The organism is Streptomyces sp. NPDC127092 (genome assembly GCF_042722475.1).
Classification (GTDB): Bacteria; Actinomycetota; Actinomycetes; order Streptomycetales; family Streptomycetaceae; genus Streptomyces.
Map to the genome: position 1 here is coordinate 37,055 of NZ_JBHXFE010000011.1, position 26,332 is coordinate 63,386.

A 26,332-nucleotide genomic window follows, 5' to 3' on the forward strand; every position below is an offset into this window, starting at 1 on the left:
GAGTAGGAGAACGATGGTTCTCATGCAAGCCCGCTATCCCGAGGAGTGGTCGGTATGGACGCGGAGACCGCGGAGCTGAGGCTCCTGGAGACGGCCGAGGCCCTCTTCGACGAGAAGGGCGTCCAGGCCGTCGGCATGGACGCCATCCGCAGCGCCTCGGGCGTCTCCCTGAAGCGCCTCTACCAGCTGTTCCCGTCCAAGGACCACCTGGTCTGGGCGGTGCTCAAGCGCCGCGACAGCGCCGTGCGCGAGGCCATCGCCGCCCATGGCGCCACCCACGCCACCAGCCCGTACCAGCGGGCCCTCGCGGTCTTCGACTACCTCGGCGACTGGTTCGCGGACCCCGGCTTCCGCGGCTGCGCCTTCATCAACACCTTCGGCGAGATGGGCGGCATCTCCCCCGACATCGCGGACATCGCCCGCGGCCACAAGCAGGCCCTGCGGGACTACTTCGCCGAACAGACCGCCGCCCTGAACGCCCCGCCCGCCCTCGCCGACCAGCTGGCCCTGCTCGCCAACGGCGCCATGGCCGTCGCCGGCATCAACGGCACCTCCGAGCCCGCCGCCCACGCCAAGGACGCCGCCCGGGTGCTCCTGGACGCCCACGTGGACTGATCCGGGCCGGAACCCCCGGAAAAGCGGAAGGGCCCGCCCGGCTGCTGCCGGACGGGCCCTTCGCGTGTCACGCGAGGTGTCACACGGTGCGTCAGTCGTCGCCCTGGAGGATCGACAGCAGGCGCAGGAACTCCATGTAGATCCACACGAGGGTCAGCGTGAGGCCGAAGGCCGCCAGCCACGCCTCCTCGCGCGGAGCGCCGTACGTGATGCCGTCCTCGACCTGCTTGAAGTCGAGGGCCAGGAAGCAGGCGCCCAGGATGATGCCGATGACGCCGAACATGATGCCGAGGCCGCCGCTGCGGAAGCCCAGGCCGTCACCGCCGCCGAACACGGCGAACAGCAGGTTGACCGCCATCAGCAGCACGAAGCCGATCGCGGCCGCCATCACGAAGCCGTAGAAGCGGCGGGTGACGCGGATCCAGCGCATCTTGTACGCGATCAGCACGCCGGCGAAGACCGCCATGGTGCCGAGCACGGCCTGCGCGACGACGCCGTCGGCGATGTACGTCGAGACGGCCGCCGAGATCACGCCGAGGAAGACGCCCTCGAACGCCGCGTACGCCAGGATCAGCGCCGGCGAGGCCTTGCGCTTGAAGGACTGGACGAGCGACAGGACCAGGGCCACGAGACCCGCGCCGACGGCGATGCCGTAGGACTTGCCCAGGTTCGCCGGGTCGACCGGCAGCAGCAGCCAGGACAGGACGGCGGTGACGACGACCGTGCCGAGCGTGATCGCCGTACGGCTGACCACGTCGTCCATCGTCATCACGTTGCCGCGGACCTGCTGCGGCGCGCCGGGCTGGGTGTCCTGCGGCGCGTAGGGGTTGGTCGCGTACGGGTTGGCCTCACCCTGCGCGTAGGGGTTGCCGGTCGCGTACGGGTTGGTTCCGACGGCGGGGCCCCCGGCCTGCGGCTGCTGCGCGTTGAAGCCGGCGTAGCCGTTGTCGCGGCTGAACCCCCGTCGCGAGAAGACCGGGTTGCTGCTCCTCATCTCACTCCTCCATGGCCGCACTGCGCGGCCTTGCGTCAAGAGTAATGCGAGGGCAAAAGAAACCCCCTCGTGCTGGGGGAGGATCTTTATACGATCGTGTCGAGCGGGCGTCGAGGAGTGCCCGGAACCGGATTCGAACCGGTACGGCCTGTAGGCCAGCGAGGTTTAAGCTCGCCGTGTCTGCATTCCACCATCCGGGCGTGGCGCGAACCTCCGCGTTGGCACAGGAGCCTATCGGGGCACGTCGCCCGTTCAGCGGAACGCCGGTCCGATGTTGTCTTATTTTATTGACACCTGAGGGTGCGTCAGCGCAGGTGAGGGGCGTCGGGGCGAAGCCTGACCGGGGTCGCGGCCGCAAAGACGTCAGGGGTGGATTGACGAAAACTCGCCGCAGGTTCGTACGGACTTCGTCACCTTCGCCCCATCAGGCCCCGCGGACCCCCGGCGGCAGGATCGGGAGGCCCCGGCGGACGGCCGGGGGGGCTCCGGACCGCGGCTCCGCCTCAGGGTCGGCCGTCATACCTCAGGAGGACGGCGGGCCCGGGCGTCCGACTCCAGGCTGCCCCGGGAACGGGTACGTGGACGGACGACCCGCGCCGGAACGAACGACACGATGGAGTGGTTCCCGATCAACCGCAGTGACAGGAGTCGCCGTCGTGACCACCACCCCCACCGTGCACCGCGCCACCGCGGTGGCCGCCCACGCCACCGACCTGACGAAGGTCTACGGTCAGGGTGAGACCCAGGTGGTCGCACTCGACCGGGTCACCGTGGGCTTCGGCCGCGGCGAGTTCACCGCGATCATGGGCCCCTCCGGCTCCGGCAAGTCGACCCTCATGCACTGCGTGGCCGGGCTCGACTCCTTCTCCTCCGGCTCCGTCCGGATCGGCGACACCGAGCTCGGCACCCTGAAGGACAAGCAGCTCACCCAGCTGCGCCGGGACAAGATCGGCTTCATCTTCCAGGCGTTCAACCTGCTGCCGACGCTCACCGCGCTCGAGAACATCACGCTGCCGATGGACATCGCGGGCCGCAAGCCCGACAAGCAGTGGGTGCAGCAGGTCATCGACATGATCGGCCTCTCCGGCCGGCTCAGCCACCGCCCCGCCCAGCTCTCCGGCGGCCAGCAGCAGCGCGTGGCCGTGGCCCGCGCGCTCGCCTCCAAGCCGGAGATCATCTTCGGTGACGAGCCGACCGGAAACCTCGACTCGCGCTCCGGCGCCGAGGTCCTCGGCTTCCTGCGCAACTCGGTGCGCGAGCTCGGCCAGACCGTGGTGATGGTGACCCACGACCCGGTCGCCGCCTCCTACGCGGACCGCGTGATCTTCCTGGCGGACGGCCGGATCGTCGACGAGATGCTCCACCCGACGGCGGACGGCGTGCTCGACCGCATGAAGGCCTTCGACGCCAAGGGCCGCACGAGCTGAGGCCACCGGCCCCGAGCCCGCCTCACCTCCTACGGGGCTCCGCCCCGCCCCGTCGGCCCGCGCCGACCCGCCCTCTTCCTCCCAGGACTCCACAGCCATGTTCCGTACCGCCCTGCGCAACGTGCTCGCGCACAAGGCCAGGCTGCTGATGACCGTCCTCGCCGTGATGCTCGGCGTGGCCTTCGTGTCCGGCACCCTCGTCTTCACCGACACCCTCTCCCAGGCCTTCCGCAACCAGTCGGCCAAGAGCTACGACGACATCGCCGTCGCCGTCAGCGCGGCGCCGAACCAGAACGACCCGAACGCGACGCCCGGCCTGTCCGAGCAGACCCGGCAGAAGATCGCCGCGCTCGACGGCGTCGCCGACGCCACCGGCCGCGTCAACGGCTTCGCCGGCGTGCCGGACAAGGACGGCAAGCTGATCGGCGCCGGCTGGTCCAACAAGGGCACCAACTTCGCCCCCGGCAAGGACGGCAAGGACTCCGCGTACGCCTTCGTCTCCGGCGCGGGCCCCGTGAAGGACGACGAGATCGCGCTCGACAAGGACACCGCCGACAAGGGCGGCTACCACGTCGGCGACCGGGTCCGGGTGGCCACCAACGGCCCCGTCGAGACCTACACCCTCGCCGGCGTCTTCACCACCGAGGACGGCGCCGTGAACGCCGGCGGCAGCCTCGTGCTGTTCGACACCGACGTCGCCCAGAAGCTGTTCCTGCGGCCCGGCCACTTCATGGACATCAACGTCAGCGCCGAGCCGGGCGCCGACGCCGACAAGATCCTCGCGGCCGTGAAGCCGGTCGTCGGCGACAAGGCCGACGCCCAGACCGGCCAGGAGCTCGCCGACCAGCAGGCCAAGGACATCGAGGCGGGCCTCGGCGCGCTCAACCAGATGCTGCTCGGCTTCGCCGCCATCGCGCTCTTCGTCGGCGTCTTCCTGATCTCCAACACCTTCACCATGCTGGTCGCCCAGCGCACCAAGGAGCTCGCGCTGATGCGGGCCGTGGGCGCCTCGCGCAAGCAGATCACCCGCTCCGTGCTCGCGGAGGCCGGTCTGGTCGGCCTGGTCGCCTCGGCCGTCGGCTTCGTGCTCGGCATCGGGCTCGCCGCCGGGCTGCGCTACGGCATGAACGCCTTCGGCCTGAAGGTCCCCGCCGGCGACCTGGTCATCGGCACGACCCCGCTGGTCTCGGCGCTCGCCGTCGGCGTCCTCGTCACCATGCTGGCCGCGTTCCTGCCGGGCCGCCGGGCCGCGAAGATCCCGCCGGTCGCCGCGATGAGCAGCGTCCACGCGGTCGCCACGACGAAGTCCCTCGTCGTGCGCAACACCATCGGCGCGATCGTCACCGCCCTCGGCCTGGGCGCCATCGCCCTCGGCGCCTCCCAGGGCGGCGAGGAGGGGCGGATGATGATCGCCGGAGGCGCGTTCCTCGCCCTCATCGGTGTGATCGTGCTGATCCCGCTGCTGTCCCGCCCGGTGATCGCGCTGGCCCAGCCGGTCCTGAAGGCCTTCGGCGTGGCCGGCACCCTGGCAGGCCAGAACGCGGTCCGCAACCCGCGCCGCACCGGCGCCACCGCCTCCGCGCTGGCCATCGGTCTCACCCTGGTCACCGGTCTCTCGGTGCTCGGCGCCACGGTCGGCTCGGCCGTGGACCGGATGACGACCGACCAGATCAAGGCCGACTACATGATCACCATGGCGAGCGGCGAGGGCCTCAGCCAGGCCGCGCTGGACGCCGTGCGCAAGACCCCGGGCGCCGTCGCGGTCTCCCCGCAGCAGGCCGGCTGGGTCCAGGTGAAGGGCGACTTCAAGTCCGTCTCCGGCGTCACCCCCGGCGACGTCGAGAAGGTGCTCAACCTCCACGTCGTGAACGGCTCGCTCGGCACGCTCGCCGAGGGCCAGGTCGCGGTCGACGACAAGACGGCCGAGAAGCAGGGCTGGAAGGTCGGCTCGACGCTGCCGGTCGAGTACGCCGACAAGAAGAAGGACGAGCTGAAGGTCGGCGCGGTCTACGAGGCCAGCGAGTTCGTCTCGCCGATGGTCATGGACGCGAAGGTCCTCGGCGCGCACGACACCAAGCCGTACATCCGCGAGATCTACGTGAAGATGGACGGCGGCCCGTCGGCCGCGGCCGAGAAGGCCGTGGTGACGTCGCTCGGCGACAACCCGGCCGTGACGGTCATGGACAAGAAGGACATGCGCGACCAGTTCGGCGGCGTCATCAACATGATGCTGAACATCATGTACGGCCTGCTGGCGATGGCCCTGATCATCGCGGTCCTCGGTGTCGTCAACACCCTCGCGATGTCGGTCTTCGAGCGGCAGCAGGAGATCGGCATGCTGCGGGCGATCGGTCTCGACCGGCGCCGGGTGAAGCGGATGGTCCGTCTGGAGGCCGTGGTCATCTCGCTGTTCGGCGCGGTGGTCGGCATCGGGCTCGGCTCCTTCCTGGGCTGGGCGATCGGCGAGACGCTGAAGCACAGCCTGCCGGACTACGCGCTGGTCCTGCCGTGGGGCCGGATCGGGATCTTCCTGCTCCTCGCCGGACTGGTCGGCGTCCTGGCCGCCATGTGGCCGGCGCGCAGCGCGGCGAAGCTGAACATGCTGGCCGCGATCAAGGCCGAGTAGGTCTCCGTACGACGCGGACAGCGCGTACGGCACGTACGGCACGTACGCAACGAAGGGCCGGGTTCCCGTGGGAACCCGGCCCTTCGGCGTTCCTCCGCGTCAGCTGCCCGCGCAGTACGACATCAGGTACTGGTGGTTGGTCTTGTACAGGCCGAAGAGCGCCGCGTTGTCGATCTTCAGCAGCGTCTCGTCGTTGGCCCGCAGCGCCGGGTAGGTGTAGTTGTGGCTGCCGGTCCACACCAGCTTCCGGCCGGCCACGCCGTCGTACGTGCCCTCGACGAGCAGGTACTTGGAGTGCAGGCCCGCCTTGGCGACGCCGGTGCCCCGGTCCTCGTAGCACTGGACGCGCTGGGTGAGCTTGCCGGAGATCACCGACTCGACGCCCGCGCTCATCGAGCCCGGAGCGCCGTCGTGGGCGAGGATCACCGAGCAGCCGGCGTTCTTCAGGGCGACGAGCTTGCTCGCGACCTCGTCGCGGGTGAAGAGGTTGGCGGCCATGCGGACCTGGGTGCCGCCGGCGCAGCTGACGTTGTCGAGGATCAGCTTCACCGTGTCGGTGCTCGCGTCGGAGTCGTACGAGCTGCCGGCGGCCTCCTGGCGCGGGAAGAAGTACGCCTTGTACGGGCCGGTGGGGCTGGTCGGGGTCTTGTAGTAGTGGCTCAGGCCGCCGGTCGAGGAGCCGTGGTGCAGCAGGTCGGCGAAGTAGGCCTGGTAGATGCCGTAGAGGCCGCTGTCGACGATGGTGACGGCGTTGTTGAAGAGGTCGGTGCGCTGGACGCCGGTCATGTTGGCGGAGGTCTGGACGACGACGTCGTCCGCGCCGCCGGTGCTGGAGAACAGCCAGAACTTGTTGTGGTTGATGGCGCCGTCGGTGTCGCCGGGCAGCTGCCGGGATCCTATGCAGCCGCGGCCGGCCGGGCAGGCGAAGACCCAGGAGCCCTGGGTGCGGTCGGTGCCGAGACGGGTCACGAGCCGGTCGTACTCGCCGCCGGCCATGGTGGCGGAGGTGTGGTCGACGATCACCCTGACGTTCACGCCACGGGTCTTCGCGGCGCCGAGGGCGTCGGTGACGCTGTCGTCGGTGAAGGTGTAGAGCCCGGCGGTGATGGTGGAGCCCGCCGGGGCCCGGCCGATGAGGTCGGTGATGTGGTCACGGACCCGGTTCTGGGCGGTGGCGTCGCCCGACGGGTCGTTGAAGGTGGCGGTGGTGGTGACCGGGGCCTCGGCGGCGCCCGCGGGCGACGGGACGGCGAGCAGGCCGACGGCGGCGGCCACCGCGAGCAGGAGACGGCCGGGGCGGCTGGGACGGCTGGTACGGCGCAAGAGTTCCCCCTCGGAACGAGCAGAACGGCATATGCATGACAAACCGGACCCGAAGGAGCGGGGTGTCGGTGCACACCGACACCCCGCCTACCCGGAACGCCAAGTTCCGAACGTATCAACGCCCTTGGGAATCAGCCTTCCCGGGACTCTGCAGGGACTCCTCAGTCCTCCCGGGGCTCGGTCCACTCCCGCGACCGCAACGGCAGCCCACTCGTCCCCGCCTCCGGCGTCCGCACCGCGAGGAACTGGTTGACGCCGATCCGGTTGCGCTCGAAGGACACCGCCGAGGCCGCCATGTACAGCCGCCAGATCCGCGCCCGGCCCGGCGAGGTCAGCCGGACCGCCTTCTCCCATTCCCGCTCCAGGTTCGCCACCCAGCGGCGCAGCGTCAGCGCGTAGTGCTCGCGGATCGCCTCCACGTCGCGCACTTCGAAGCCGGCGTCCTCAAGGGTCGTCAGAGTGCGGCCCATCGGAGCGAGTTCGCCGTCCGGGAACACGTACGCGTCGATGAAGGCGTCCACCTGGTACGCCTCCTCGTCGGGCTCCGGGCGCCTGGCGATCTGGTGGTTGAGCAGCCGCCCGCCCGGCTTGAGGAGCCGGTACAGCACGTCCGCGTACTCCCGGTAGCGCTCCGCGCCCACGTGCTCGGCCATGCCGATCGAGGAGATCGCGTCGAACGGGCCGTCCTGGACGTCCCGGTAGTCCTGGACCCGGATCTCGATCCGGTCCGTCAGACCCTCGTCCGCGATCCGCTTGCGGGCGAACGCCGCCTGCTCGCGCGACAGCGTGATGCCGACGACCCGCGCCCCGTACTCCCGCGCCGCGTGGATCGCCATCGAGCCCCAGCCGCAGCCCACGTCGAGCAGCCGGTCGCCCTCCTTCAGGTGCAGCTTGCGGGCGATCAGGTCCAGCTTGTCGCGCTGGGCCTCCTCCAGGGTCCCGCCGTCGGTCCAGTACGCGCACGAGTAGACCATCGAGGGGCCGAGCACCAGCTCGTAGAAGTCGTTGCCCACGTCGTAGTGGTGGCTGATCGCCTGCTTGTCCCGGCGCCTGGTGTGCCGGGCGCCGCTGCGGCCGCGCATCTCCTCCACCGGCGGCTTCGGAGGCGGGAAGGGACCCGCCAGCCTGAGCAGGGCCCTGGCCGCCGCACGCACCTTCGGGTCGCTCACGGTCTCCAGGGCGCCGCGCGACTCCTGGCCGCGCTCCCAGATGAACCCGGCGAGCCGGTCCAGGACTTCGTAGAGATCGCCCTCGACGTCGATCTCGCCCGCCACCCAGGCGCGCGCGAGGCCCAGCTCGCCCGGCTTCCACAGCAGTCGGCGCAGGGCGCGGCGCTCGCGCACGATCAGGACGGGGCCGTCGGCTGGGCCGGCTTCGCTGCCGTCCCAGGCCCGCAGCCGCACCGGGAGCTTCGCTCCCAGGACGTCCTCGGCCAGGGCGGTCAGCCGCGACGCGGCGTCGGCCATGGTGCAACACCTCCGTGATCTCGTGCCCCAGAAATGCGTGTCACCAGGAGAACACCGTCCGTGGCCGAAGCCATGCCAGCGCGTGGGTAAACGCTGGGAAAAACACGCGAAGGGCCGTCCGCACCACGGATGGCGGACGGCCCTTTTACGGCCTGCGCGTACTGCTCGTACTGCTGGTACTGCTGGGTGTTGCTGGTACTGCTGGGTGTTGCTCGTACTGCGAGGTGGTGCGGTCCTGCGGGTGTTACGAGGCCTTGGCCTTCTCCTGCGCCGGGGCGGCCGGCGCCGGGGCGGGCTTGGCCGCCTCGTAGAACTCCTCGCGCGGCGACTCGATGGCACCGAGGGAGACGACCTCGCGCTTGAGGAACATGCCCAGGGTCCAGTCGGCGAAGATGCGGATCTTGCGGTTCCAGGTCGGCATCGCCATGCCGTGGTAGCCACGGTGCATGTACCAGGCGAGACGGCCCTTGAGCTTGATCTTGGTCTTGCCCATGACGATCATCGCGACGCCCTTGTGGAGGCCGAGACCCGCGACCGCGCCCTTGTTGGAGTGCGCGTACTCCTTCTGCGGGAAGCCGCGCATGCCGGCCACGACGTTGTCGCCGAGGACCTTGGCCTGACGCAGGGCGTGCTGGGCGTTCGGCGGGCACCAGGCGTTCTCGACACCGGCGCGGCGCGAGGCCATGTCCGGGACCTGGGCGTTGTCGCCCGCGGCCCACACGTAGTCGAGGCCGTTGACCTGGAGCTTCTCGTTGCAGTCCACGTGGCCGCGGGGGCCGAGCGGCAGACCGAAGCGGGCGAGCGCCGGGTTCGGCTTCACACCGGCGGTCCACACGATCGTGTTGGAGTCGACCTCGAGGCCGTTCTTCAGCACGACGTGGCCGTCGACGCAGGAGTCCATCGAGGTCTGGAGGTAGATCTCGATGCCGCGGCTCTCGAGGTGCTCCTTGCCGTACTGGCCGAGCTTCGGGCCGACCTCGGGAAGGATCTTGTCGGCGGCGTCGACCAGGATGAAGCGCATGTCCTCGCGCTTCACGTTCTGGTAGTACTTCGACGCGTCGCGGGCCATGTCCTCGACCTCGCCGATGGTCTCCGCGCCGGCGAAGCCGCCGCCCACGAAGACGAAGGTCAGCGCCTTGCGGCGGACCTCCTCGTCGGTGGTCGAGTCGGCCTTGTCGAGCTGCTCGAGGACGTGGTTGCGCAGGCCGATGGCCTCCTCGATGCCCTTCATGCCGATGCCCTGCTCGGCGAGGCCGGGGATCGGGAAGGTGCGGGAGACGGCACCCATCGCGATGACCAGGTAGTCGAACGGCAGCTCGTACGCCTCGCCGACGAGCGGCGCGATCGTGGCGACCTTGCGGTCCTGGTCGATGGTGGTGACCCGGCCGGTGAGCACCTCCGCTCCGCGCACGACGCGTCGCAGCGGGACGACGACGTGGCGCGGCGAGATGCTGCCGGCGGCGGCTTCGGGGAGGAAGGGCTGGTAGGTCATGTACGACCGCGGGTCGACGACCGTGACGGTCGCCTCCGCGTAGCGCATCTTCTTGAGGATGCGCCGAGCTGCGTACAGGCCTACGTACCCGCCGCCTACTACGAGGATCCTGGGACGCTCCGTGGTGCTCATGCATCCGAGTATCCACCCCTCCCAGGGGGGTCGCTCGTGCGCCCCTTCACAAGGATGCGAGGGACCTCTGCTACACTCCGCGGCCCACGTGACCCAGGTCATGGTCCAGCAAAGGAACCACCGGGTACGGGAGAACGTTGTTCACCCCTTGTGAACTGGCCTGGAGAGCCTTCCTTAACGCTGAACCGCAAGGCACGTTCACACGATGGAAACATCGAGCGAATCGGCCTCCGCGCCTGCGAAAGGGCCCTGAGGAGCCCCTCGGAGGGACCAACGACCCTCCGCGGGCGCCATCAGGGCCCTTTCTCTTGTGAAGAACTTCACGAACCTTTTCGACGCGCCCCCGTCCGCCGCCGTTCACGGGGGCTCATAGGCGCCCGCTATGCGACGGATAGGGCGATCCCATCGAGGATGTCGTGCTCGCTGACCACGACCTCGGCAGCGCCGGTGCGCTCCATGATCTCGGCCAGGACCAGGGCTCCTGCGATGATCACGTCGACCCGGCCGGGGTGGATCACCGGGATCGCGGCGCGCTCGTCGTGCGTGGACGCGAGCAGCCGGGACACCACCTCGTCGACCTTCGCGCGGGAGATCCGCGCGTGGTGGATCTTCGTGGAGTCGTACTCCTCCAGACCCAGCGCGATCGCGGCGACCGTGGTGACCGAGCCGGCCAGACCGACCAGGGTCTCGGCCTCGGCGATCGGCACGGTCTCGGCCGCCAGGTCCATCGCCGCCCGGACGTCGGCGCGGATCGCGGCGATCTCCTCGGCGGTCGGCGGGTCGTGCCGGACGTGCCGCTCGGTGAGCCGTACGCAGCCGATGTCGACGGAGCGGGCGGCCTCGACGTGCTTGTTGCCGACCACGAACTCGGTCGAGCCGCCGCCGATGTCCACGACCAGACGGCGGTCGTCGCCGTGCAGTTCGCCGGTGGCGCCGGTGAAGGAGAACTCGGCCTCCTGGTCGCCGGTGATGACCTCGGGCTCGACGCCCAGGATCTCCACGACTCCGTTGACGAAGTCCTCGCGGTTCTCGGCGTCGCGGGAGGCGGAGGTGGCGACGAAGCGCAGCCGGTGCGCCCCCAGCTCCTCGATGACCTCCGCGTACGCGCGGCAGGCGGCGAAGGTCCGCTCCAGGGCCTCCGGCGCGAGCCGGCCGGTCCTGTCCACGCCCTGGCCGAGCCGCACGATCGTCATCCGCCGGTCCAGCTCGATGAGTTCGCCGGTCTCCGGGTGGACGTCGGCGACGAGGAGGCGGATGGAGTTCGTACCGCAGTCGATTCCGGCGACCCGGGTCACTTCCGCTCCTCGTCCTCGTCGGCGCAGGGGGTGACGCAGGGGCCCTTCGCCCACCACTCCGGCAGCATCGCCAGCGCCTCGTCGCCGAACGGGTTCACGCCCGGGCCCGCGGCCAGCGAGTGGCCGACGAGCACGTGCAGGCACTTGACCCGGTCGGGCATGCCGCCGGCGCTCGGGAAGCCCTCCAAGACCTCGATGGCGTCGCGACGCGCGATGTAGTCCTCGTGCGCGGCCCGGTAGGCGGCGGCGAGCTCCGGGTCGGTGGCGAGCCGGGCCTGCATCTCCTTCATGACCCCGTTGGCCTCCAGCGTGCCGATCGCGGAGGCGGCGCGCGGGCAGGTCAGGTAGTACGTGGTCGGGAACGGCGTGCCGTCGGGGAGCCGGGGCGCGGTCTCGACGACGTCCGGGTTGCCGCACGGGCAGCGGTGCGCGATGGCGCGCAGGCCGCGCGGCGGCCGTCCGAGCTGCGCCTCGAACGCGGCGACGTCCGCGGCGGTGGGCTCGGTGCGTTCGGTCTGCGGAGGGGGCGTTTCCATGTCTGCCTTGCTGAGGAAGTGGAGGGTTACGGGCGGTCGGCGCGGTCCACGCCGTCCCACAGGTTGTCGTACCAGGGGCGGTCCGACGCGCCCTGCTCGGTGCGGGGCCGCTGCTCGGCCTCGGGGTCGTTCACGGTGAAGCCGGTCTCGCCGGGCATCACGTAGTGCAGGTGCTCGCGGGCGAGGCGGCGGACGTAGGCCGGGTCCTGGAGGCGGGCCTTCTCGTCCCGCAGCTCCTCGACCCGCTGCGCCGCCTCGGCGGCCCTGCGCTCCTGCTCGGCGATCTCGCCCTGCTGGGAGACGTACTGCCGCATGGGGTAGGCGAGGGCCACCACGAGCGAGCAGACGACGAGCGCGAGGAAGGCCGCGCGGCCGGTGAGCCGGGAGCGGCGGGCCTGGCGGCGGGTCTGGGAGCGGTAGACACGGGCGGCGGTCTGCTCGCCGAGCAGCCTGATCCGGGTCGCGGTCGAGAACCGGTCCCGGTCCTTCACGGCCATGTCCAGTGCCTCCCCTGATCACACGTGCGTCCCCGCACACGGTACGGGACCGAGTGCGGGGACGCTTCGCTTCGCTACGCCTTTGCTACCTGTTTGATTCTTCGGATGCAAAGCCCGTAACTACGTCGTCAGGGCAGGTCAGCCCTTGAAGCGCGGGAAGGCGGAGCGACCCGCGTACACCGCGGCGTCGTCGAGGATCTCCTCGATGCGCAGCAGCTGGTTGTACTTGGCGACGCGCTCGGAGCGGGCCGGGGCGCCGGTCTTGATCTGGCCGCAGTTGGTGGCGACGGCCAGGTCGGCGATGGTGACGTCCTCGGTCTCGCCGGAGCGGTGGGACATCATGCACTTGAAGCCGTTGCGCTGGGCGAGCTCGACGGCGTCCAGGGTCTCGGTCAGCGAGCCGATCTGGTTGACCTTGACCAGGAGGGCGTTGGCGGAGCCCTCCTCGATGCCGCGGGCGAGGCGCTCCGGGTTGGTGACGAACAGGTCGTCGCCGACCAGCTGGACCTTGGAGCCGAGCTTCTCGGTGATGGTCTTCCAGCCGGCCCAGTCGTCCTCGAACAGCGGGTCCTCGATGGAGACCAGCGGGTACGCGGAGACGAGCTCCTCGTAGTACTCGGTCATCTCGGCGGCCGAGCGGGACTTGCCCTCGAACTCGTACGAGCCGTCCTTGTAGAACTCGGAGGCGGCGACGTCGAGCGCGAGCGCGATGTCCTTGCCGGGCACGTAGCCGGCCTGCTTGATGGCCTCGAGGATGAGGTCGAGAGCCTCGCGGTTGGAGCCCAGGTTCGGGGCGAAGCCGCCCTCGTCGCCGAGGCCGGTGGACAGGCCCTTGGTCTTCAGGACGGACTTGAGGGTGTGGTAGACCTCGGTGCCCCAGCGCAGGGCCTCGGAGAAGGACTCCGCGCCGATCGGCGCGATCATGAACTCCTGGATGTCCACGTTGGAGTCGGCGTGCGAGCCGCCGTTCAGGATGTTCATCATCGGAACGGGCAGCAGGTGCGCGTTCGGGCCGCCGAGGTAGCGGAACAGCGGCAGGTCGGAGGCCTCGGAGGCGGCGTGCGCGACGGCGAGGGAGACGCCGAGGATGGCGTTGGCGCCGAGCGAGGACTTGTCCGGGGTGGCGTCCAGGTCGAACATCGCCTGGTCGATCAGGCGCTGCTCGGTGGCGTCGTAGCCGACGAGCTCCGGGCCGATCTGCTCGATGACGGCGAGAACGGCCTTCTCCACGCCCTTGCCCTGGTAACGGTTGGGGTCACCGTCGCGGAGCTCGAGGGCCTCGAACGCACCGGTGGAGGCACCGGACGGGACGGCAGCACGGCCGGTGCTGCCGTCGTCGAGGCCGACCTCGACCTCGACCGTGGGGTTGCCTCGGGAGTCCAGGATTTCCCGGGCTACGACGACGTCGATGGACGGCACGAGCATCTCCTTCTGGGATGTGACGCTGGTTGTGACGCATGCGGCAAGGTCTCGTACGCCTTGCGACACGAGCCTAACCGGCTCGGGGGCTCCGGCCAGCCGGGCGCCCGCCCCCTGGGACGAAAAAGGACCCAAGGGCATGCATCTGGGGGCGAAAGACCTCTTACCTACTCACGAGTAGGGTGCGGGGCAGAGGAAACCCCGGCCCGGAGCGCACGGGGGAAGGGCACTCCGGACCGGGGTGGTCACTCACCGCGGGAGGGTCGGCAGGCTCACTTGAGGTGGAGCTGCTGGCCCGGGTAGATCAGGTCGGCGTCCTCGACGACGTCCTTGTTCAGCTCGAAGAGCTTGGCCCAGCCGCCCTTGACGCCGTGCGCCTGGGCGATCTTGCTGAGGGTGTCGCCGGCGACGACCTTGTACTCGCCGTCACCCTTCTTGACCTTCTTGCCGGTCGGCGTGGTGACGGTCTTCTTGGCGTCGGCCTTCTTCGGAGCGGTCTGCTTGGGGGCGGACTGCTTCGGGGCCTGGCGCTGCTCGCTGCGGGTCGTCGGCTGCTCGGTGGAGCGCTGCGGAGTGGTGCTCTCGGCGGAGCCGCCGCTGTACGTGGCGCTGGAGAGGCCCACGCCACAGCTCGGCCACGCACCCTTGCCCTGGCCCGCGAGGACCTTCTCGGCGATGGCGATCTGCTGCGACTTGGAGGCCTGGTCGGCGGTGGGGGCGTAGGCGGTGCCGCCGTACGCGGCCCAGGTGGAGGCCGAGAACTGCAGGCCGCCGTAGTAGCCGTTGCCGGTGTTGATGGACCAGTTGCCGCCGGACTCGCACTGGGCGACGGCGTCCCACTCGGAGGCCGTGGCGGCCGAGGCGGTGCCGGCGGCCATCAGCGGGGCCGCGACGGCGACGCCGGCGGCACCGGCGAGCGCGATGGCGCGGGTGGCCTTGGAGGAACGGCGGTGTTTGCCCTTGCCGGAAAGCAGCATGGAAGTTCTCCTCACCGACGCCTGCGAGGTGAGCTGTCGGGTTCGGGCGAGTGAGCTGCCCGGCCGCGTGTCCTGGCACGCGGCTTCACCCCAAGCCGGTCTTCGGCCGTCTGTCTCAACGGCCGGGGCCGGCACTTACCTTGGGTCCCCCGCTCCTGCCTTCGGCGCTTGCGCGACGACTGTTCCCTCCGTCCGGCGGCAGGATTCGGCGTACCGGTCGGCGGGGCCCGCGGTGGCGAGCGGTCACGACCGTAGACACACACCCGGGAGAAGTTCAAAGGGCATCAACCCGGGAAAATCGCCCCTACTTGCACCCCGTCAGGAGGCGTTTACGCAGGTGAGGGGCGACGCCGGCAAACTTTGCGGTCGCGACACGCCAGTTCGAGAAGAGAGACCCATGTCTCACTTACACAGAACGGACATTCAGCCCCGAACTACCCCTTGCCCACGAGCTCGTCGAGCTCCAACTCAAGGCTCTGACCAGGGATGATGAGGTCGGGGTCGGATCCGACGGTCTTCTTGTTGGCGTCATAGAGGGCGGTCCAGCCGCCGGCGAGGCCGTTCTCCTGCGCAATGCCCGACAGGCTGTCACCCGGCTTGACGGTGTATTCGTCCGCCTTGTCCGTGTTGTCGGTATCCGCCGAACCCTCGGCACCCTCACCGGTCTTGTCGGCCGCGGTCGGGTCCGGGGCCGCGTGGCGTCCGGATTCGGGCGAGGTGTCCGTCATGCCCGGTTCTTCTGTCGCGGCGTCACCCCGGTGCTTGCCGGTGCCGGGAGCGGTGGTCGCGTCCGGCGTTCCCGAGGTGCCCGGCGTGACCGACGTGTCGGACGTTCCCGGCGTTACGGGCGTACCGGGCGTCGCGGGAGTCGCGGGCGTGGTCGTGGTGCCGGCCGAGGGAGTGCCGGACGCCGGGCTCGTCGGGGTGGCGGGCGTCGCCGGAGCGGTGGTCGAGGCCGAGGGCTCCGGAGTGGTCCCGGCGGAGCCGGCGGGCAGGCCGTCGGTGCGGTTCGACTCGGGGCGGGGGCCCGTGGACTCCTTGGCGGGCGTGCCGGGGCCGGGGTCGACGCCGGGCGCCTTGCCGTCGTTGGTCAGTCCGGCGATCGGGGCGCAGGTGGCCCACTGGTTGTCGCCGGCCGCGAGCGCCTTGTCCGCGACGGCGATCTGCTGGGCGCGGCTCGCGAGGTCCGCGCTCGGCGCGTAGGCGAGGCCGCCGTGGCGCTCCCAGCTCTCCTGGGTGAACTGGAGTCCGCCGTAGAGCCCGTTGCCGAAGTTGGCGCTCCAGGCCCCGCCCGACTCGCACTCGGCGACGCGGTCCCACGTGGCGGCGTCGGCGGCGGAGGCGGAACCCGTGGCGAGCAGCGGCAACGCCAGGGCCGAGCCGGTCACACCCGCGGCGACGACGATGGCGGGGGCCTGGCGGGGTCTGCGGTGTCGTCCGTTTCCGGAGCGCATGCGGAATGCCCTTTCGCGTGACAGCTGAGACTGCGGGTGAAAGTAGCGGCATTCGAACGTGAGTCACAAGCTGATGCAGCGCAGATCACGTAAACATCACAGTATTGACGGGATGTCAGTCAGGGGGCGGGGGAGAATTCCACCGGAAGCGTGCGAAGTCCGCGCATGATGAGCCCGCCGCGCCAGCGCAGTTCCGCCGGATCGGCGCCAAGTCGCAGATCGGGCAGGCGGGTCAGGAGCGTCGCGAGCGCGGTCTGCCCCTCCAGGCGCGCCAACGGCGCTCCCAGGCAGTAGTGGATGCCGTGCCCGTACCCGAGGTGCTGGTTGTCCCGCCGCGCGAGGTCCAGGGTGTCCGGCCCGTCGAACCGCGCCGGATCCCGGTCCGCCGCGGCGAGCACCACGAGCACCGGATCGCCGGCCGGGATCTCCTGCCCGCCGACGGTCAGCGCCTCGGTCGCGAAGCGCCAGGTCGCGAGCTCCACCGGCCCGTCGTACCGCAGCAGCTCCTCGACGCCGGTCTCCAGGAGCCCGGTCTCCCCGGCCGCCAGCGAGTCCTGGAGCCGGGCCCGCTGCCCGGGGTTGCGCAGCAGCGCGTACACCCCGTTGCCGATGAGGTTCACGGTGGTCTCGAAGCCGGCGAAGAGGAGGATGAACGCCATGGCGGCGGCCTCGTTCTCGGTGAGGTGCTCGCCGTGGTCGGAGGCGCGGATCAGCCCGGAGATGAGGTCGTCGCCGGGCTCCTCCCGCTTCTTGTGGATGAGCTCGGCGAGATAGCCGCGCATCTTCTTGACCGAGCGCGCCACGCCGCCGCGCGGCCCGCCGCCGTGCCGGATCATCATCCCGGCCCAGTCCCGGAAGTCGTCCTGGTCCTCGCGGGGCACGCCGAGCAGGTCGCAGATCGCGTAGATGGGCAGCGGGAAGGCGAACTCGTGGATGAGGTCCGCGCTCCCCCGCGCGGCGAAGCCGTCGATGAGGTGGTCCGTCAGCTCCTGCACGCGCGGCGCGAACTCCGCCACCCGGCGCGGCGTGAAGGCCTTCGAGACCAGCCGCCGCAGCCGGGTGTGGTCCGGCGGGTCGATGTTGAGCAGATGCGTCATCAGCTCGGCCTTGCGCTCGCCCGGAATGCCCGTCTTGCCCTTGGCGTGCGCGGGCTCGTCGTGGTGCGCCGGGTTCTTCGAGAGCCGCTGGTCGGCCAGTGCCTGCCGGGCGTCCCCGTACCGCGTCACCAGCCACGCCTCGACCCCGCTGGGCAGGGTGGCCTTGTGCACGGGCGCGTGCTCGCGCAGCCAGGCGTAGGCCGGGTACGGGTCGGTGGCGAACTCCCAGGTGAAGAGCTCGGGGGCGGGCGGTACGGAGGGGGTGCCGGAGGTGCTGCTCACCTTCCGACCGTACAAGGCGGGCGGGCGGACCGGCTCAGCGGTAGGCGGCGAGGAAGACGCGGACGCCCTCGGTGGCGTAGCGCTCCAGGTCGGTGTCGTCGTGCTGGGCGCTGCCGTGGAACATCGCCTTGTTCACCGGGATCCACAGCAGCAGACCGGCGAAGTGGTGGGCGGCGAGGAGCGGGTCGTCGATCCTGAGCAGTCCCGCGTCGGCGAGCCGCCGGAAGGTGTCCGCGAGGTTGGCGAGGACCCGCTCGAAGCCCCGCTCGTACCAGGTGGCGCCGAGCTCGGGGAACTGGTCGGCGTTGGCGATGATCAGCCGCCGCAGCTGGAGCACGTGCGTCTGGGTGAGGGTGACGGTGAACCGTCGGGCCAGCCGGAGCAGGCCGTCCTCCAGGCCCGCCGCGTCGACGGGGATGTCCGCCACCGCGTCGATCATGCCGTCGATGCCGTCGGTGGTGGCCAAGACGATCTCGGCGAACAGCTTCTCCTTGTCGGCGAAGTGCTTGTAGACCGTCTGCTTCGACACCGCCGCCAGCCTGGCGATGTCGTCCATGCTCGTCCCCGCGTATCCCCTGGACAGGAACACCTCGGTGGCGGCCTCCAGGATCGACTGGTGCTTGCGCGCCGATCGGGCGTCCATCCCCGGCTCCCCTCTGTCTTCTTTCGTCGTCGTCCCCGCACCCGAAAGAGTACTGGACCGACCAGTACTCGCGCGGGTACTGTACTGTCCAGTTCCCAAGATCTCCGGGGGAAGGGATCCTCTATGTCCGTCAGCACGCCTTTCGCGACCGTCACCTCCGCCGATGGCACCCGCATCGCCTACGAGCGCCGGGGCACCGGGCCCGCCGTCGTCCTCGTCGGCGGCGCCTTCATGACCCGCGGCGACTCCGCCGAGCTCGCGGAGCTGCTCGCCGAACGCTTCACCGTCGTCACGTACGACCGCCGGGGGCGCGGGGACAGCGGCGACAGTGCGCCGTACGAGGTGGGGCGCGAGGTGGAGGACCTGGACGCGCTGATCCAGGGGCCGGCCGGCGGCTCGGCCATGCTCTTCGGCATGTCCTCCGGCGCCGTCCTCGCCCTGGAGGCCACCGCCCGGGGCAGCACCGTCTCCCGACTCGCCCTGTACGAGCCGCCGTTCGTCACCGACGACAGCCGCCCGCCGCTGCCCGCCGACTACGTCGAGCACCTGACGGAGCTGGTGGCGAAGGAGGCGTACGGGGACGCCGTCGCCCACTTCATGACGGCGGCGGTCGGACTCCCTGACGAAGTCGTCGCGGGCATGCGCCAGGCCCCGTTCTGGGCGGCCATGGAGGCCGTCGCCCGCACCCTCCCCTACGACGGGCGGATCATGGGCGACACCATGTCCGGCCGGCCCCTGCCGGTCGGGCGCTGGGCGTCGGTGACCGTGCCCGTCCTCGTCGGCAGCGGCGACGCGGGAGCGCCCCACATGCTGACCGGAGCGCGGGAGCTCGCCGCGTCGGCCGGCAACTACACCCTGCGGGTCTTCCCCGGCGAGGAGCACGCGATATCCCCGCAGGTCCTGGCCCCGGCCCTCGCCGACTTCTTCAGCGCGCCGACGACGGCAGACGAGGAGCACGCCGGCAGCTGAAGGTGACACATGTGGGGCAGCGCCGGGATGCCGCGTCCGCAGGTGAAGTACCAAGACCGCCCGCGCGGTGACGCTGAGTGGCTTAGATTCACCGCGTGGATGCCCATTTGCTCAGAAGTACGTTCGCGGTCGTCGAGAGACGGGCCGAGCACGCCGTCACCTTCTTCTACTCGCACCTCTTCTGGCACAACCCGGGCGTCCGCGAGCTGTTCCCGCAGGACCTGGCGCCGCAGCGGGACCGGCTGTTCGCCGCGCTGACCCATGTCGTGACGCACCTGGAGGACCCGGGCCTGGCGGGCTACCTCGGGCAGCTGGGCCGCGACCACCGCAAGTTCCTGGCCACTCCCGCGCTCTACAGCGCGGTCGGCGCCAGCCTGCTCGCCGCCTTCGCGCACACCGCCGGCGCCGCCTGGACCGTCGAGGCGGAGAAGGCGTGGACCGAGGCCTACGGGTTCGTCGCCGACCTGATGAAGGCCGGGGCCGACGAGTCCGTCGCGGACGGCGAACCCGCCTGGTGGGACGCCGACGTCGTGGGCCACGAGCGGTACGGGGCCGACCTCACGCTGCTCACCCTGCGGCCCCGCCGCCCCTACCCGTACGCCGCCGGGCAGTACGTGAGCGTCAGCACGCTCCACGTGCCGCGGGTCTGGCGCACCTACTCCCTCGCCAACGCGCCCCGCCCCGACGGCACGCTCGACCTGCACGTCAGCCGGATCCGGGGCGGGCTGATGAGCACCGCCCTCACCGAGCAGCTGCGGGTCGGCGAGACCCTGCGCCTGTCCGCGCCGGGCGGCGCGCTGACCGCCCGTACCCCGCCCGGCAAACCCCGCACCTACATAGCGGGCGGCACCGGCTGGGCGCCGGTGCGGGCGCTGCTCGAAGAGGCGGCGGAGGACGAACCGCGCCTGGAAGGACGGCTGTTCCTGGTCGCCCGCGCCAAGGAGTACCTGTACGGGCGGGCCGACGTGGACCGTCTCACCGAGCTGATCCCCGGCCTCCACGTCACCTACATCACCGCCGCTCCCGGCCGGCCCCGCGACCAGGCCACCGACCGGCTCGTGCAGGCGCTGCGCGCCGCCGTGCACTGGCCCGCCCACGACGTCTACCTCGCCGGCCCGCCCGGTCTCCTCACCGAGGTCACCGAGGAACTGACCGACCTCGGCACCGACCCGGACCGGATCTTCCACGACCGGCTGCCGGCCGTGGGCCGCTTCTCCACCCGCCCGGGCACCCGGGCCGAGTGGCTGCTCGAACCGCCACAGCTCCACTGGCACAACCCCGAGGCCCGCGCCCCGCGCGAGCCGTACGCCTGACCCACTGTCCGCGAAGCGGCAGAGGGGGCGGCATGTCCGGCCCTGATCCGCCGGACAGGCCCTACGCCCGGTCCACGCCCTCCGCCGTGCGGATCGCGTCGCGGTAGAGGCGGCCCGCCGCGCGCAGGGCGGCTTCCGGGTCGACGCCCGCGGCCTCCGCGCGTACCGCGAGGGCGAGGAGTTCGTAGCCGATGCCCTCGCCGGCGGGCGGAGGGACGTCGAGGCCGGCCGTGCGGACGCGGCCCGCGAGCTTCGCCGCGAGCGCGAGGCCCGGCTGGCCGAGCGGCACGCCGTCGGTCACCGACTCCCGCTGCTTCTCGGCGGCCTTGGTGCGCTGCCAGTGCTCCTTGACGTCCTCCGGGGTCTCGGCGGTCGCGTCGCCGAAGACGTGCGGGTGGCGGTGGATCAGCTTCTCCACGATCGTCGCGGCCACGTCGTCGACCGAGAACGGCTCCTCCGCGGCCTCCTGCGCGATCCGGGCGTGGAAGACCACCTGGAGCAGCACGTCGCCGAGCTCCTCGCGCAGCGCCTCCCGGTCGCCGTCCTCGATGGCCTCGACCAGCTCGTAGGCCTCCTCGATGCCGTACTTCGCGAGGTCCTCGTGGGTCTGCCGCGAGGACCACGGGCACTCGCGGCGGATCCGGTCCATGACCTGCACGAGGTCGAGGAGCCGGGCGCCCGGCAGGTCGTACGAGCCGGGCAGCAGCTCCAGGTCCGGCATCGCGAACCGGCCGGACCCGGCCATCCGCGCGAGCCCGTCGGTGAGCGCCGCATCGCCCTCGCCCGACGGCAGCACGACGACCGTGCGGCCTCCGGCGCACGCCTCGACCAGCTCCTGTGCGGAGGGCCGCAGCACTTCGACGGCGACCGCGGCCTCCCGCAGGTACGGCAGCTGCGGGTGGTCCGCGTCCGGGCACAGCACCCGGTCCGCCGTGCGCAGCGCCTGCCAGGCGGGCCAGGAGAGCAGTCCGGGCGCCACCCGGTGGCTGGCGGTGAGCAGGACGATGCGGCCGGTGCCGGAGGGCTCGGTGATGCCGGGGGTGCCGGAGTCGGAGGTGTCAGCGTTCACCTCTCGAACCTACCTCGGCTCAGGCACCGGCCTCCGGGGCGGTCTGGCTGATCTGCCGCACCCACGGCGCCGTGTACGTGGCCAGCTGGATCTTCTCGTCGTCCCAGCTGCCGTAGCGCGGGTTCACGTCGATCCGGAGCGCCTTGGACGCCTGGCTGAAGGCCTCCGTGAGCTTCTTCTGGCCCTCGGGGGTGTTGCTGACGCCCAGCTTCGCGGCGATCTTGTTCATCAGGACGGCCCGGCGGGCCACGTCGTCGACCTGGTCGGGCGCCACGCCCCGCTGCTGGAGCAGCGCGGCGCGCAGCTGCTGCTCGCCGCCGCTCTGGCGGACGAACTCGCCGCGCGCCTGCTGGATCTCGCCGCGGCTCACGGTGATCCCGTTGTCCTCGGCGACCTTCGCGGCCACCCGGTCGAAGATCATGTCGTGCAGCTTCTGGCGGCTGAGGTCGCCGGTCTCCCGGATCAGCTGGGCCGCGTTCGGCGAGGCCTGCTGGGCCGACCGCACGTCCTCGACCTGGGCCTGGAGGCTGGAGACCTCGATCCGCTGCCCGCCGACGACGGCCGCCGCGCCCGGGTGGGCGTCACTGCCGCAGGCGGTGAGCAGCGGGGCCGCGGCGAGCAGGGCGGCGGCGGAGACGGAGAGCGCAGTGCGGCGGTGCAAAGGAGCCTCCCGGCGTGGGTCGTGCGTCAGTGGGACGACCGTGCGGTGATCGATGTTAGGCAGTCGCCGTGGCCCGGGCCACTACTTGGCGGCGACTGTTTCGGTCAACGACTCACGTGTTCGGGTGGTGTCGGGTCCCAGCATGATCGTCCGGGAGAGCAGAAACGTCACGGGGATCGCGGCCGCCGCGGCGATCAGCGGCGCGTAACGGCTGTCGAAGTCCAGGAGGTCCACCAGGACGTAGACGCCGACGGTCGTGATGACGAAGTTCGCCGCGTTGGTGAGCGGGAAGAGCAGGAACTTCCGCCAGGTCGGGCGGGTGCGGTAGGTGAAGTAGGAGGTGAGGAAGAAGGAGCCGACCATGGAGAGCGCGAAGGCGAGGACGTGCGCGGCCAGGTACGGCAGCCACAGCCCGAGCAGGAGGTAGAGCCCGTAGTACGTACCGGTGTTGACCACGCCGACGAGGGCGAAGCGCAGCACCTGCCAGGCGGTCGTCATCGACGGATGAGCTCCTCGTCGCGGGGTCCGGGCGCGGTCGCGGGCGCGGACCCGGCCGCGGCCGCGGGCCCGGCTGCGGACGCGGACGCGGGAACCCGCGTGTTCGTCGCCTTCACCAGGTAGTGCGGGCGCCGCTTCACCTCGTAGTAGATACGGCCGACGTACTCGCCCACCAGTCCCAGCATCACCATCTGGACGCCGGCGAGCGCGGTGACCGTCACGAGCAGGGTGACGTAGCCGGGCGTCTCCACGCCGTTCACCAGGGCGACACCGACGATCCAGGCGGCGTACGCGAATGCCACGGCGACCAGGACCATGCCGAGATAGACGGCGGCCCTGAGCGGCTTGTTGTTGAACGAGAGAAGGCCGTCGAGGCCGTAGTTGAGCAGCTTTCCGAACGTCCATTTCGAACGGCCCTGCTCACGGACCGCATTCTCGTACTCGAAGGTCGTCGTCCGGAATCCGACCCAGGCGAACAGGCCCTTCGAGAAACGGTTGTATTCGGTCAGCTCGAGAATCGAGTCGACCGTGCGGCGGGAAAGCAGCCGGAAGTCGCCGACGCCGTCGACCAGCTCGACGTCCACCAGGCGGTTGATCGCCCAGTAGTACGCCCGGGCGGTCAGGGTGCGGGTGACCCGGTCGCCGGTGCGGGTGCGCCGGGCGATGACCTGGTCGTATCCCTCGGCGTGCAGCGTGAGCATGCGGTGCACGAGCTCCGGCGGGTGCTGGAGGTCGGCGTCCATGATGACGACGGCGTCGCCGGCCGCGTGCCGGAGGCCGGCCAGCATGGCGGCCTCCTTGCCGAAGTTGCGGCTGAAGGAGACGTAGCGCGCCCGGGAATCGCCGGCGGCGATCTCCTCCAGGAGGGGCAGCGTTCGGTCACGACTTCCGTCGTCCACGTAAACGATCTCGAATTCCCCGTCGAAACGGGAGAGTTCGGCCGTCACCTGGTCGTGGAAGCGACCGATGATCTCTTCTTCGTTGAAGCACGGGACCACGATCGAGAGCAGCACGCACGACACGACAACCGGTCCGGATGTCGCCGCCGGATTCCACCGGTGACGTCGAGGCGACCATTGAATGAACTGCCCGGCGTCGCGGACGATTTCGCGCATTCGGATGCGATATTCGGGAGACGATGAAGATCCCGAAACCGCGTGTCCCCGGGTGGGCCGCCGGGCGTACCGCCACACGGGCCGCCGCGCGGGCCGCCGGCCGGGCTCCCCTGCTGGCGGCGCTGCTCACCGCCCTCGCCATGTGCGCGGGGGACGCCGTCGCCCGCACCTTCCCGTTCGGGCCGCACCGGCGCAGCGTGAACGACCTGGGCAACCAGTTCCTGCCGTTCCACGCCCGTCTGTGGGACCTGCTGCACGGCCGGGCCGACGGGGGGCTGCTCCTGAACTGGCAATCGGGCTGGGGCACCAGCTTCCTGCCCGACCTCGGCACCTACCTGACCAGCCCCTTCGCCCCGCTGGTCGCGCTCGCGCCGCGCGCGGACCTCGCGTACGCGCTCTACGCGGTCACCGTCCTCAAGACGGCGGCCGCGGCGGCCGCCATGGCGTTCACGCTGCCGCGGATGCGGCCGGCCGCCGATCCGCGGATGCGGTGGGGCGCGGGACTGCTCGGCGCCGCGTACGGGCTGTGCGGCTGGGCGCTCTTGGAGGCCGTCTACAACCCCATGTGGATGGACGGCCTGATCGCCTTCCCGCTGCTCTGCCTGGTGGGCGTGTGGGTACGGGAGGGACGGCGCCCGCTGCTCGGGCCGCTGGTGGTCGCGCTCTGCTGGACCGCGAACTTCTACACCGCCTACATGGCGACCCTCGGAGCGGCCCTGGTGCTGGTCGTGACGGCGCCGCGCTGGCGGGTGGTCGTGCGGGGCGCGGTGACCGTGCTCCTGGGCGTGGGGCTCGCCGCGCCGGTGCTGGCGCCGGTGTTCCTCGGGACGCGGTACGCCTATCCGGGCGTCGTCCGGGACTTCGTACCGGCGGACGGCGCGGACCTGGCGGCCCGGCTGATGCCCGCCACGTACGGCTTCTCGACGCCGGCGCTCTTCGTGTTCACGGCGGTGCCGGTGCTCGCCGCGTCCCTGCTGTTCCGGCGGATGTGGCTGTGGCCGGCGGTGGTCGCCGGGGTCGCGCTGTCGCTGCAGTGGGGCCCGACGCACCTGGTGTGGCACGTCTTCGCGACGCCGAACGGCAGCCCGTACCGCCAGACCTTCGTCCTGACGGGCGTGCTGGTCCTGGCGGCCTGGGCCGCGCTCGCCGACGGGCCGCCGGACCGGCGGTCGCTGCTCGGCGGCGTGGCCGTGGTGGGCGTGCCCGCCCTCGCGGCCCTCGGCAGCGACCAGGTGACGCCCTGGGGCCTCGCGCTGTTCGCGGCGGGCCTCGCCGTCGTCCTCGTACGGCACCGGCGGCTCGCGCTTCCGCTGCTCGCCGCGGTCCTCGTGGCGCAGGCCTCGGCGACGACGGCGTGGGGCGACAAGGAACGGCTCGCGCGGCTCGACGACTACCCGGCGTGGAGCGCGGCCGACTCCCGGCGGGCCGCCGCGCTCGACGGGGCCGACGGCTGGCCCGCGTACCGCACCGACTCCGGCCGCCCGCAGACCACCGGCAACGAGCCGATGATGCTGGGCGGCCAGGGCGGCTCCTACTACAGCAGCCTCACGCCCGAGGTCCTCACGCGCACGATGGCCGCGCTCGGCGTCGGCTGGACCTCCCGCGGCCGCAACCTGCAGAGCCTGGACAACCCGGTGACCGACGCCCTGTTCGCGGTCGGCGCGCGGCTGCGGGACGGCGAGGCGGTCCGCACGGGCCCGGCACTGCCGCTGGTGACGGTACGGCCGCCGGGACCGGCCCCGGTGTACGGCGCCTCGCCCTTCCGCAACCAGGAACTCCTGCTGGGCGCCCGGGTGTACGAGCCGCCGGCGGCGGACGGCGCCTGCCGGGTCGGCACCGAGGTGTTCTTCTGGTCGCCCGACTTCACGGGCACGGCACGCCTGGGCGACCGCACGGTCAGGCTCCGCGGGCAGCTCCTGAAGTGGCGGGCGGCCCTGGTGTCGCTGGGCGTCCAGAAGGTCCCGGGCCTGCGCGCCGAGGTCCCGCCGAAGGGCGAGCTGGCCTGCCTGGACCACACGCGCCTGCGCACCGCCGTCACCGCCCTGCGGGCCACCGCCCCGACCGCCGTCGACGTCACCGGCACCGGCTTCCGCGCCACCCTCCGCCCCGGCACGGCCGGCACGGTCGTCCTGTCCGCCCCGAGGATCCCCGGCTGGCGCTGCGACGGGCGCCCGGCGGGCTCGTACGGCGGCCTGGTGTCGGCGCCGGTGACGGCGGACCGGCACGAGATCTCCTGCGACTTCCGCCCGCCGGGCCTGCGCCTGGGCCTGGCGACGGCGGTCGCGTCGCTGCTGACGCCGGCCGGGTGGGTGCTGTGGGACCGGCGGCGGCGTCGGCGGTCCGCCGGACCGGGCGACCCGGACACCCCGAACACGCGTGTGACGCAGGTCACGTCCAGCCGTGTCACAGTCCCTCCGGCCGTCTCGTCATAG

General features: G+C 71.3%; 22 protein-coding genes, 1 tRNA gene and 1 riboswitch. Of the genes, 6 read left to right on the plus strand and 17 right to left on the minus strand.

Features of this window, described 5'->3' with window-relative positions; genetic code table 11:
- Positions 1–54: 54 nt before the first annotated feature.
- Positions 55–615 (plus strand): TetR/AcrR family transcriptional regulator, encoded by a 561-nt coding sequence (locus tag ACFWJO_RS11765; RefSeq protein ID WP_386864548.1) that lies wholly within the window; start codon positions 55–57, stop codon positions 613–615.
- Between the two features lie 91 nt (positions 616–706).
- Here ACFWJO_RS11765 and ACFWJO_RS11770 read toward each other — a convergent pair whose 3' ends face one another.
- Both ACFWJO_RS11770 and ACFWJO_RS11775 read right to left on the minus strand, forming a co-directional pair.
- Positions 707–1,609, minus strand: a complete 903-nt coding sequence (locus ACFWJO_RS11770; RefSeq protein ID WP_386864549.1) for a Bax inhibitor-1/YccA family protein — start codon at positions 1,607–1,609, stop codon at positions 707–709.
- A 118-nt stretch (positions 1,610–1,727) separates the two neighbouring features.
- Positions 1,728–1,809, minus strand: a tRNA-Leu gene (locus ACFWJO_RS11775).
- A 456-nt stretch (positions 1,810–2,265) separates the two neighbouring features.
- Between ACFWJO_RS11775 and ACFWJO_RS11780 the strand changes: the two genes are divergently transcribed.
- Both ACFWJO_RS11780 and ACFWJO_RS11785 read left to right on the plus strand, forming a co-directional pair.
- Positions 2,266–3,036 carry an ABC transporter ATP-binding protein gene (locus ACFWJO_RS11780; protein WP_384421302.1) on the plus strand — a complete coding sequence of 257 codons (771 nt, stop codon included), beginning with the start codon at positions 2,266–2,268 and terminating at the stop codon, positions 3,034–3,036.
- Positions 3,037–3,133: 97 nt separating this feature from the next.
- Positions 3,134–5,662 carry an ABC transporter permease gene (locus ACFWJO_RS11785; RefSeq protein ID WP_386864550.1) on the plus strand — a complete coding sequence of 843 codons (2,529 nt, stop codon included), beginning with the start codon at positions 3,134–3,136 and terminating at the stop codon, positions 5,660–5,662.
- A 99-nt stretch (positions 5,663–5,761) separates the two neighbouring features.
- Here the strand turns inward: ACFWJO_RS11785 and ACFWJO_RS11790 are convergent, their stop codons facing one another.
- From ACFWJO_RS11790 to ACFWJO_RS11840, 11 genes are all read right to left on the minus strand, one after another.
- On the minus strand, positions 5,762–6,985 hold the full coding sequence (locus ACFWJO_RS11790) for a phospholipase D-like domain-containing protein (protein ID WP_386864551.1): 1,224 nt from the start codon (positions 6,983–6,985) through the stop codon (positions 5,762–5,764).
- 161 nt (positions 6,986–7,146) lie between these two features.
- Positions 7,147–8,451, minus strand: a complete 1,305-nt coding sequence (locus tag ACFWJO_RS11795) for a class I SAM-dependent methyltransferase (protein ID WP_386864552.1) — start codon at positions 8,449–8,451, stop codon at positions 7,147–7,149.
- A gap of 244 nt (positions 8,452–8,695) precedes the next feature.
- Entirely contained in the window at positions 8,696–10,075 is a 1,380-nt protein-coding gene (locus ACFWJO_RS11800) for an NAD(P)/FAD-dependent oxidoreductase (RefSeq protein ID WP_386864553.1), read from the minus strand.
- Positions 10,076–10,455: 380 nt separating this feature from the next.
- Positions 10,456–11,370 carry an exopolyphosphatase gene (locus tag ACFWJO_RS11805; protein WP_386864554.1) on the minus strand — a complete coding sequence of 305 codons (915 nt, stop codon included), beginning with the start codon at positions 11,368–11,370 and terminating at the stop codon, positions 10,456–10,458.
- On the minus strand, positions 11,367–11,906 hold the full coding sequence (locus ACFWJO_RS11810) for a DUF501 domain-containing protein (RefSeq protein ID WP_386864555.1): 540 nt from the start codon (positions 11,904–11,906) through the stop codon (positions 11,367–11,369). The genes ACFWJO_RS11805 and ACFWJO_RS11810 overlap by 4 nt, the downstream gene beginning before the upstream one ends.
- Before the next feature lie 26 nt (positions 11,907–11,932).
- On the minus strand, positions 11,933–12,403 hold the full coding sequence (locus ACFWJO_RS11815) for a septum formation initiator family protein (RefSeq protein ID WP_386864556.1): 471 nt from the start codon (positions 12,401–12,403) through the stop codon (positions 11,933–11,935).
- Positions 12,404–12,541: 138 nt separating this feature from the next.
- A complete protein-coding gene (gene eno, locus ACFWJO_RS11820) occupies positions 12,542–13,828 on the minus strand; it encodes a phosphopyruvate hydratase (protein WP_384421286.1) in 1,287 nt (428 codons plus the stop codon).
- Positions 13,829–14,094: 266 nt separating this feature from the next.
- The gene (locus ACFWJO_RS11825; RefSeq protein WP_386864557.1) at positions 14,095–14,799 is read right to left on the minus strand and encodes a transglycosylase family protein; all 705 of its coding nucleotides are present in this window, start codon (positions 14,797–14,799) and stop codon (positions 14,095–14,097) included.
- Positions 14,800–14,802: 3 nt separating this feature from the next.
- Positions 14,803–14,976, minus strand: a riboswitch (cyclic di-AMP (ydaO/yuaA leader).
- A gap of 257 nt (positions 14,977–15,233) precedes the next feature.
- A complete protein-coding gene (locus tag ACFWJO_RS11830; protein WP_386864558.1) occupies positions 15,234–16,253 on the minus strand; it encodes a transglycosylase family protein in 1,020 nt (339 codons plus the stop codon).
- A gap of 119 nt (positions 16,254–16,372) precedes the next feature.
- Positions 16,373–17,647: a cytochrome P450 gene (locus tag ACFWJO_RS11835; protein ID WP_386864559.1), complete on the minus strand. Its 1,275-nt coding sequence runs from the start codon at positions 17,645–17,647 to the stop codon at positions 16,373–16,375.
- 19 nt (positions 17,648–17,666) lie between these two features.
- A complete protein-coding gene (locus ACFWJO_RS11840; protein WP_386864560.1) occupies positions 17,667–18,275 on the minus strand; it encodes a TetR/AcrR family transcriptional regulator in 609 nt (202 codons plus the stop codon).
- Positions 18,276–18,398: 123 nt separating this feature from the next.
- On the opposite strand from ACFWJO_RS11840, the gene ACFWJO_RS11845 reads away from it, so the two are divergent.
- The gene (locus ACFWJO_RS11845; RefSeq protein WP_386864561.1) at positions 18,399–19,244 is read left to right on the plus strand and encodes an alpha/beta fold hydrolase; all 846 of its coding nucleotides are present in this window, start codon (positions 18,399–18,401) and stop codon (positions 19,242–19,244) included.
- Between the two features lie 95 nt (positions 19,245–19,339).
- A complete protein-coding gene (locus ACFWJO_RS11850; RefSeq protein WP_386864562.1) occupies positions 19,340–20,557 on the plus strand; it encodes a globin domain-containing protein in 1,218 nt (405 codons plus the stop codon).
- A gap of 61 nt (positions 20,558–20,618) precedes the next feature.
- On the opposite strand, the gene ACFWJO_RS11855 is transcribed toward ACFWJO_RS11850, so the two are convergent.
- The 4 genes from ACFWJO_RS11855 to ACFWJO_RS11870 all read right to left on the minus strand — a co-directional run bounded on the left by ACFWJO_RS11855 (position 20,619) and on the right by ACFWJO_RS11870 (position 23,798).
- Entirely contained in the window at positions 20,619–21,626 is a 1,008-nt protein-coding gene (locus ACFWJO_RS11855; RefSeq protein WP_386864563.1) for a nucleoside triphosphate pyrophosphohydrolase, read from the minus strand.
- A 19-nt stretch (positions 21,627–21,645) separates the two neighbouring features.
- Positions 21,646–22,287 carry a SurA N-terminal domain-containing protein gene (locus tag ACFWJO_RS11860; protein WP_386864564.1) on the minus strand — a complete coding sequence of 214 codons (642 nt, stop codon included), beginning with the start codon at positions 22,285–22,287 and terminating at the stop codon, positions 21,646–21,648.
- A gap of 81 nt (positions 22,288–22,368) precedes the next feature.
- Positions 22,369–22,785, minus strand: coding sequence for a GtrA family protein (locus ACFWJO_RS11865; RefSeq protein ID WP_386864565.1), 417 nt, complete (start codon positions 22,783–22,785; stop codon positions 22,369–22,371).
- The gene (locus tag ACFWJO_RS11870) at positions 22,782–23,798 is read right to left on the minus strand and encodes a glycosyltransferase family 2 protein (RefSeq protein WP_386864566.1); all 1,017 of its coding nucleotides are present in this window, start codon (positions 23,796–23,798) and stop codon (positions 22,782–22,784) included. Before ACFWJO_RS11870 ends, ACFWJO_RS11865 begins: the two co-directional genes overlap by 4 nt.
- Positions 23,799–23,923: 125 nt before the next feature.
- On the opposite strand from ACFWJO_RS11870, the gene ACFWJO_RS11875 reads away from it, so the two are divergent.
- The gene (locus ACFWJO_RS11875; protein WP_386864567.1) at positions 23,924–26,332 is read left to right on the plus strand and encodes a YfhO family protein; all 2,409 of its coding nucleotides are present in this window, start codon (positions 23,924–23,926) and stop codon (positions 26,330–26,332) included.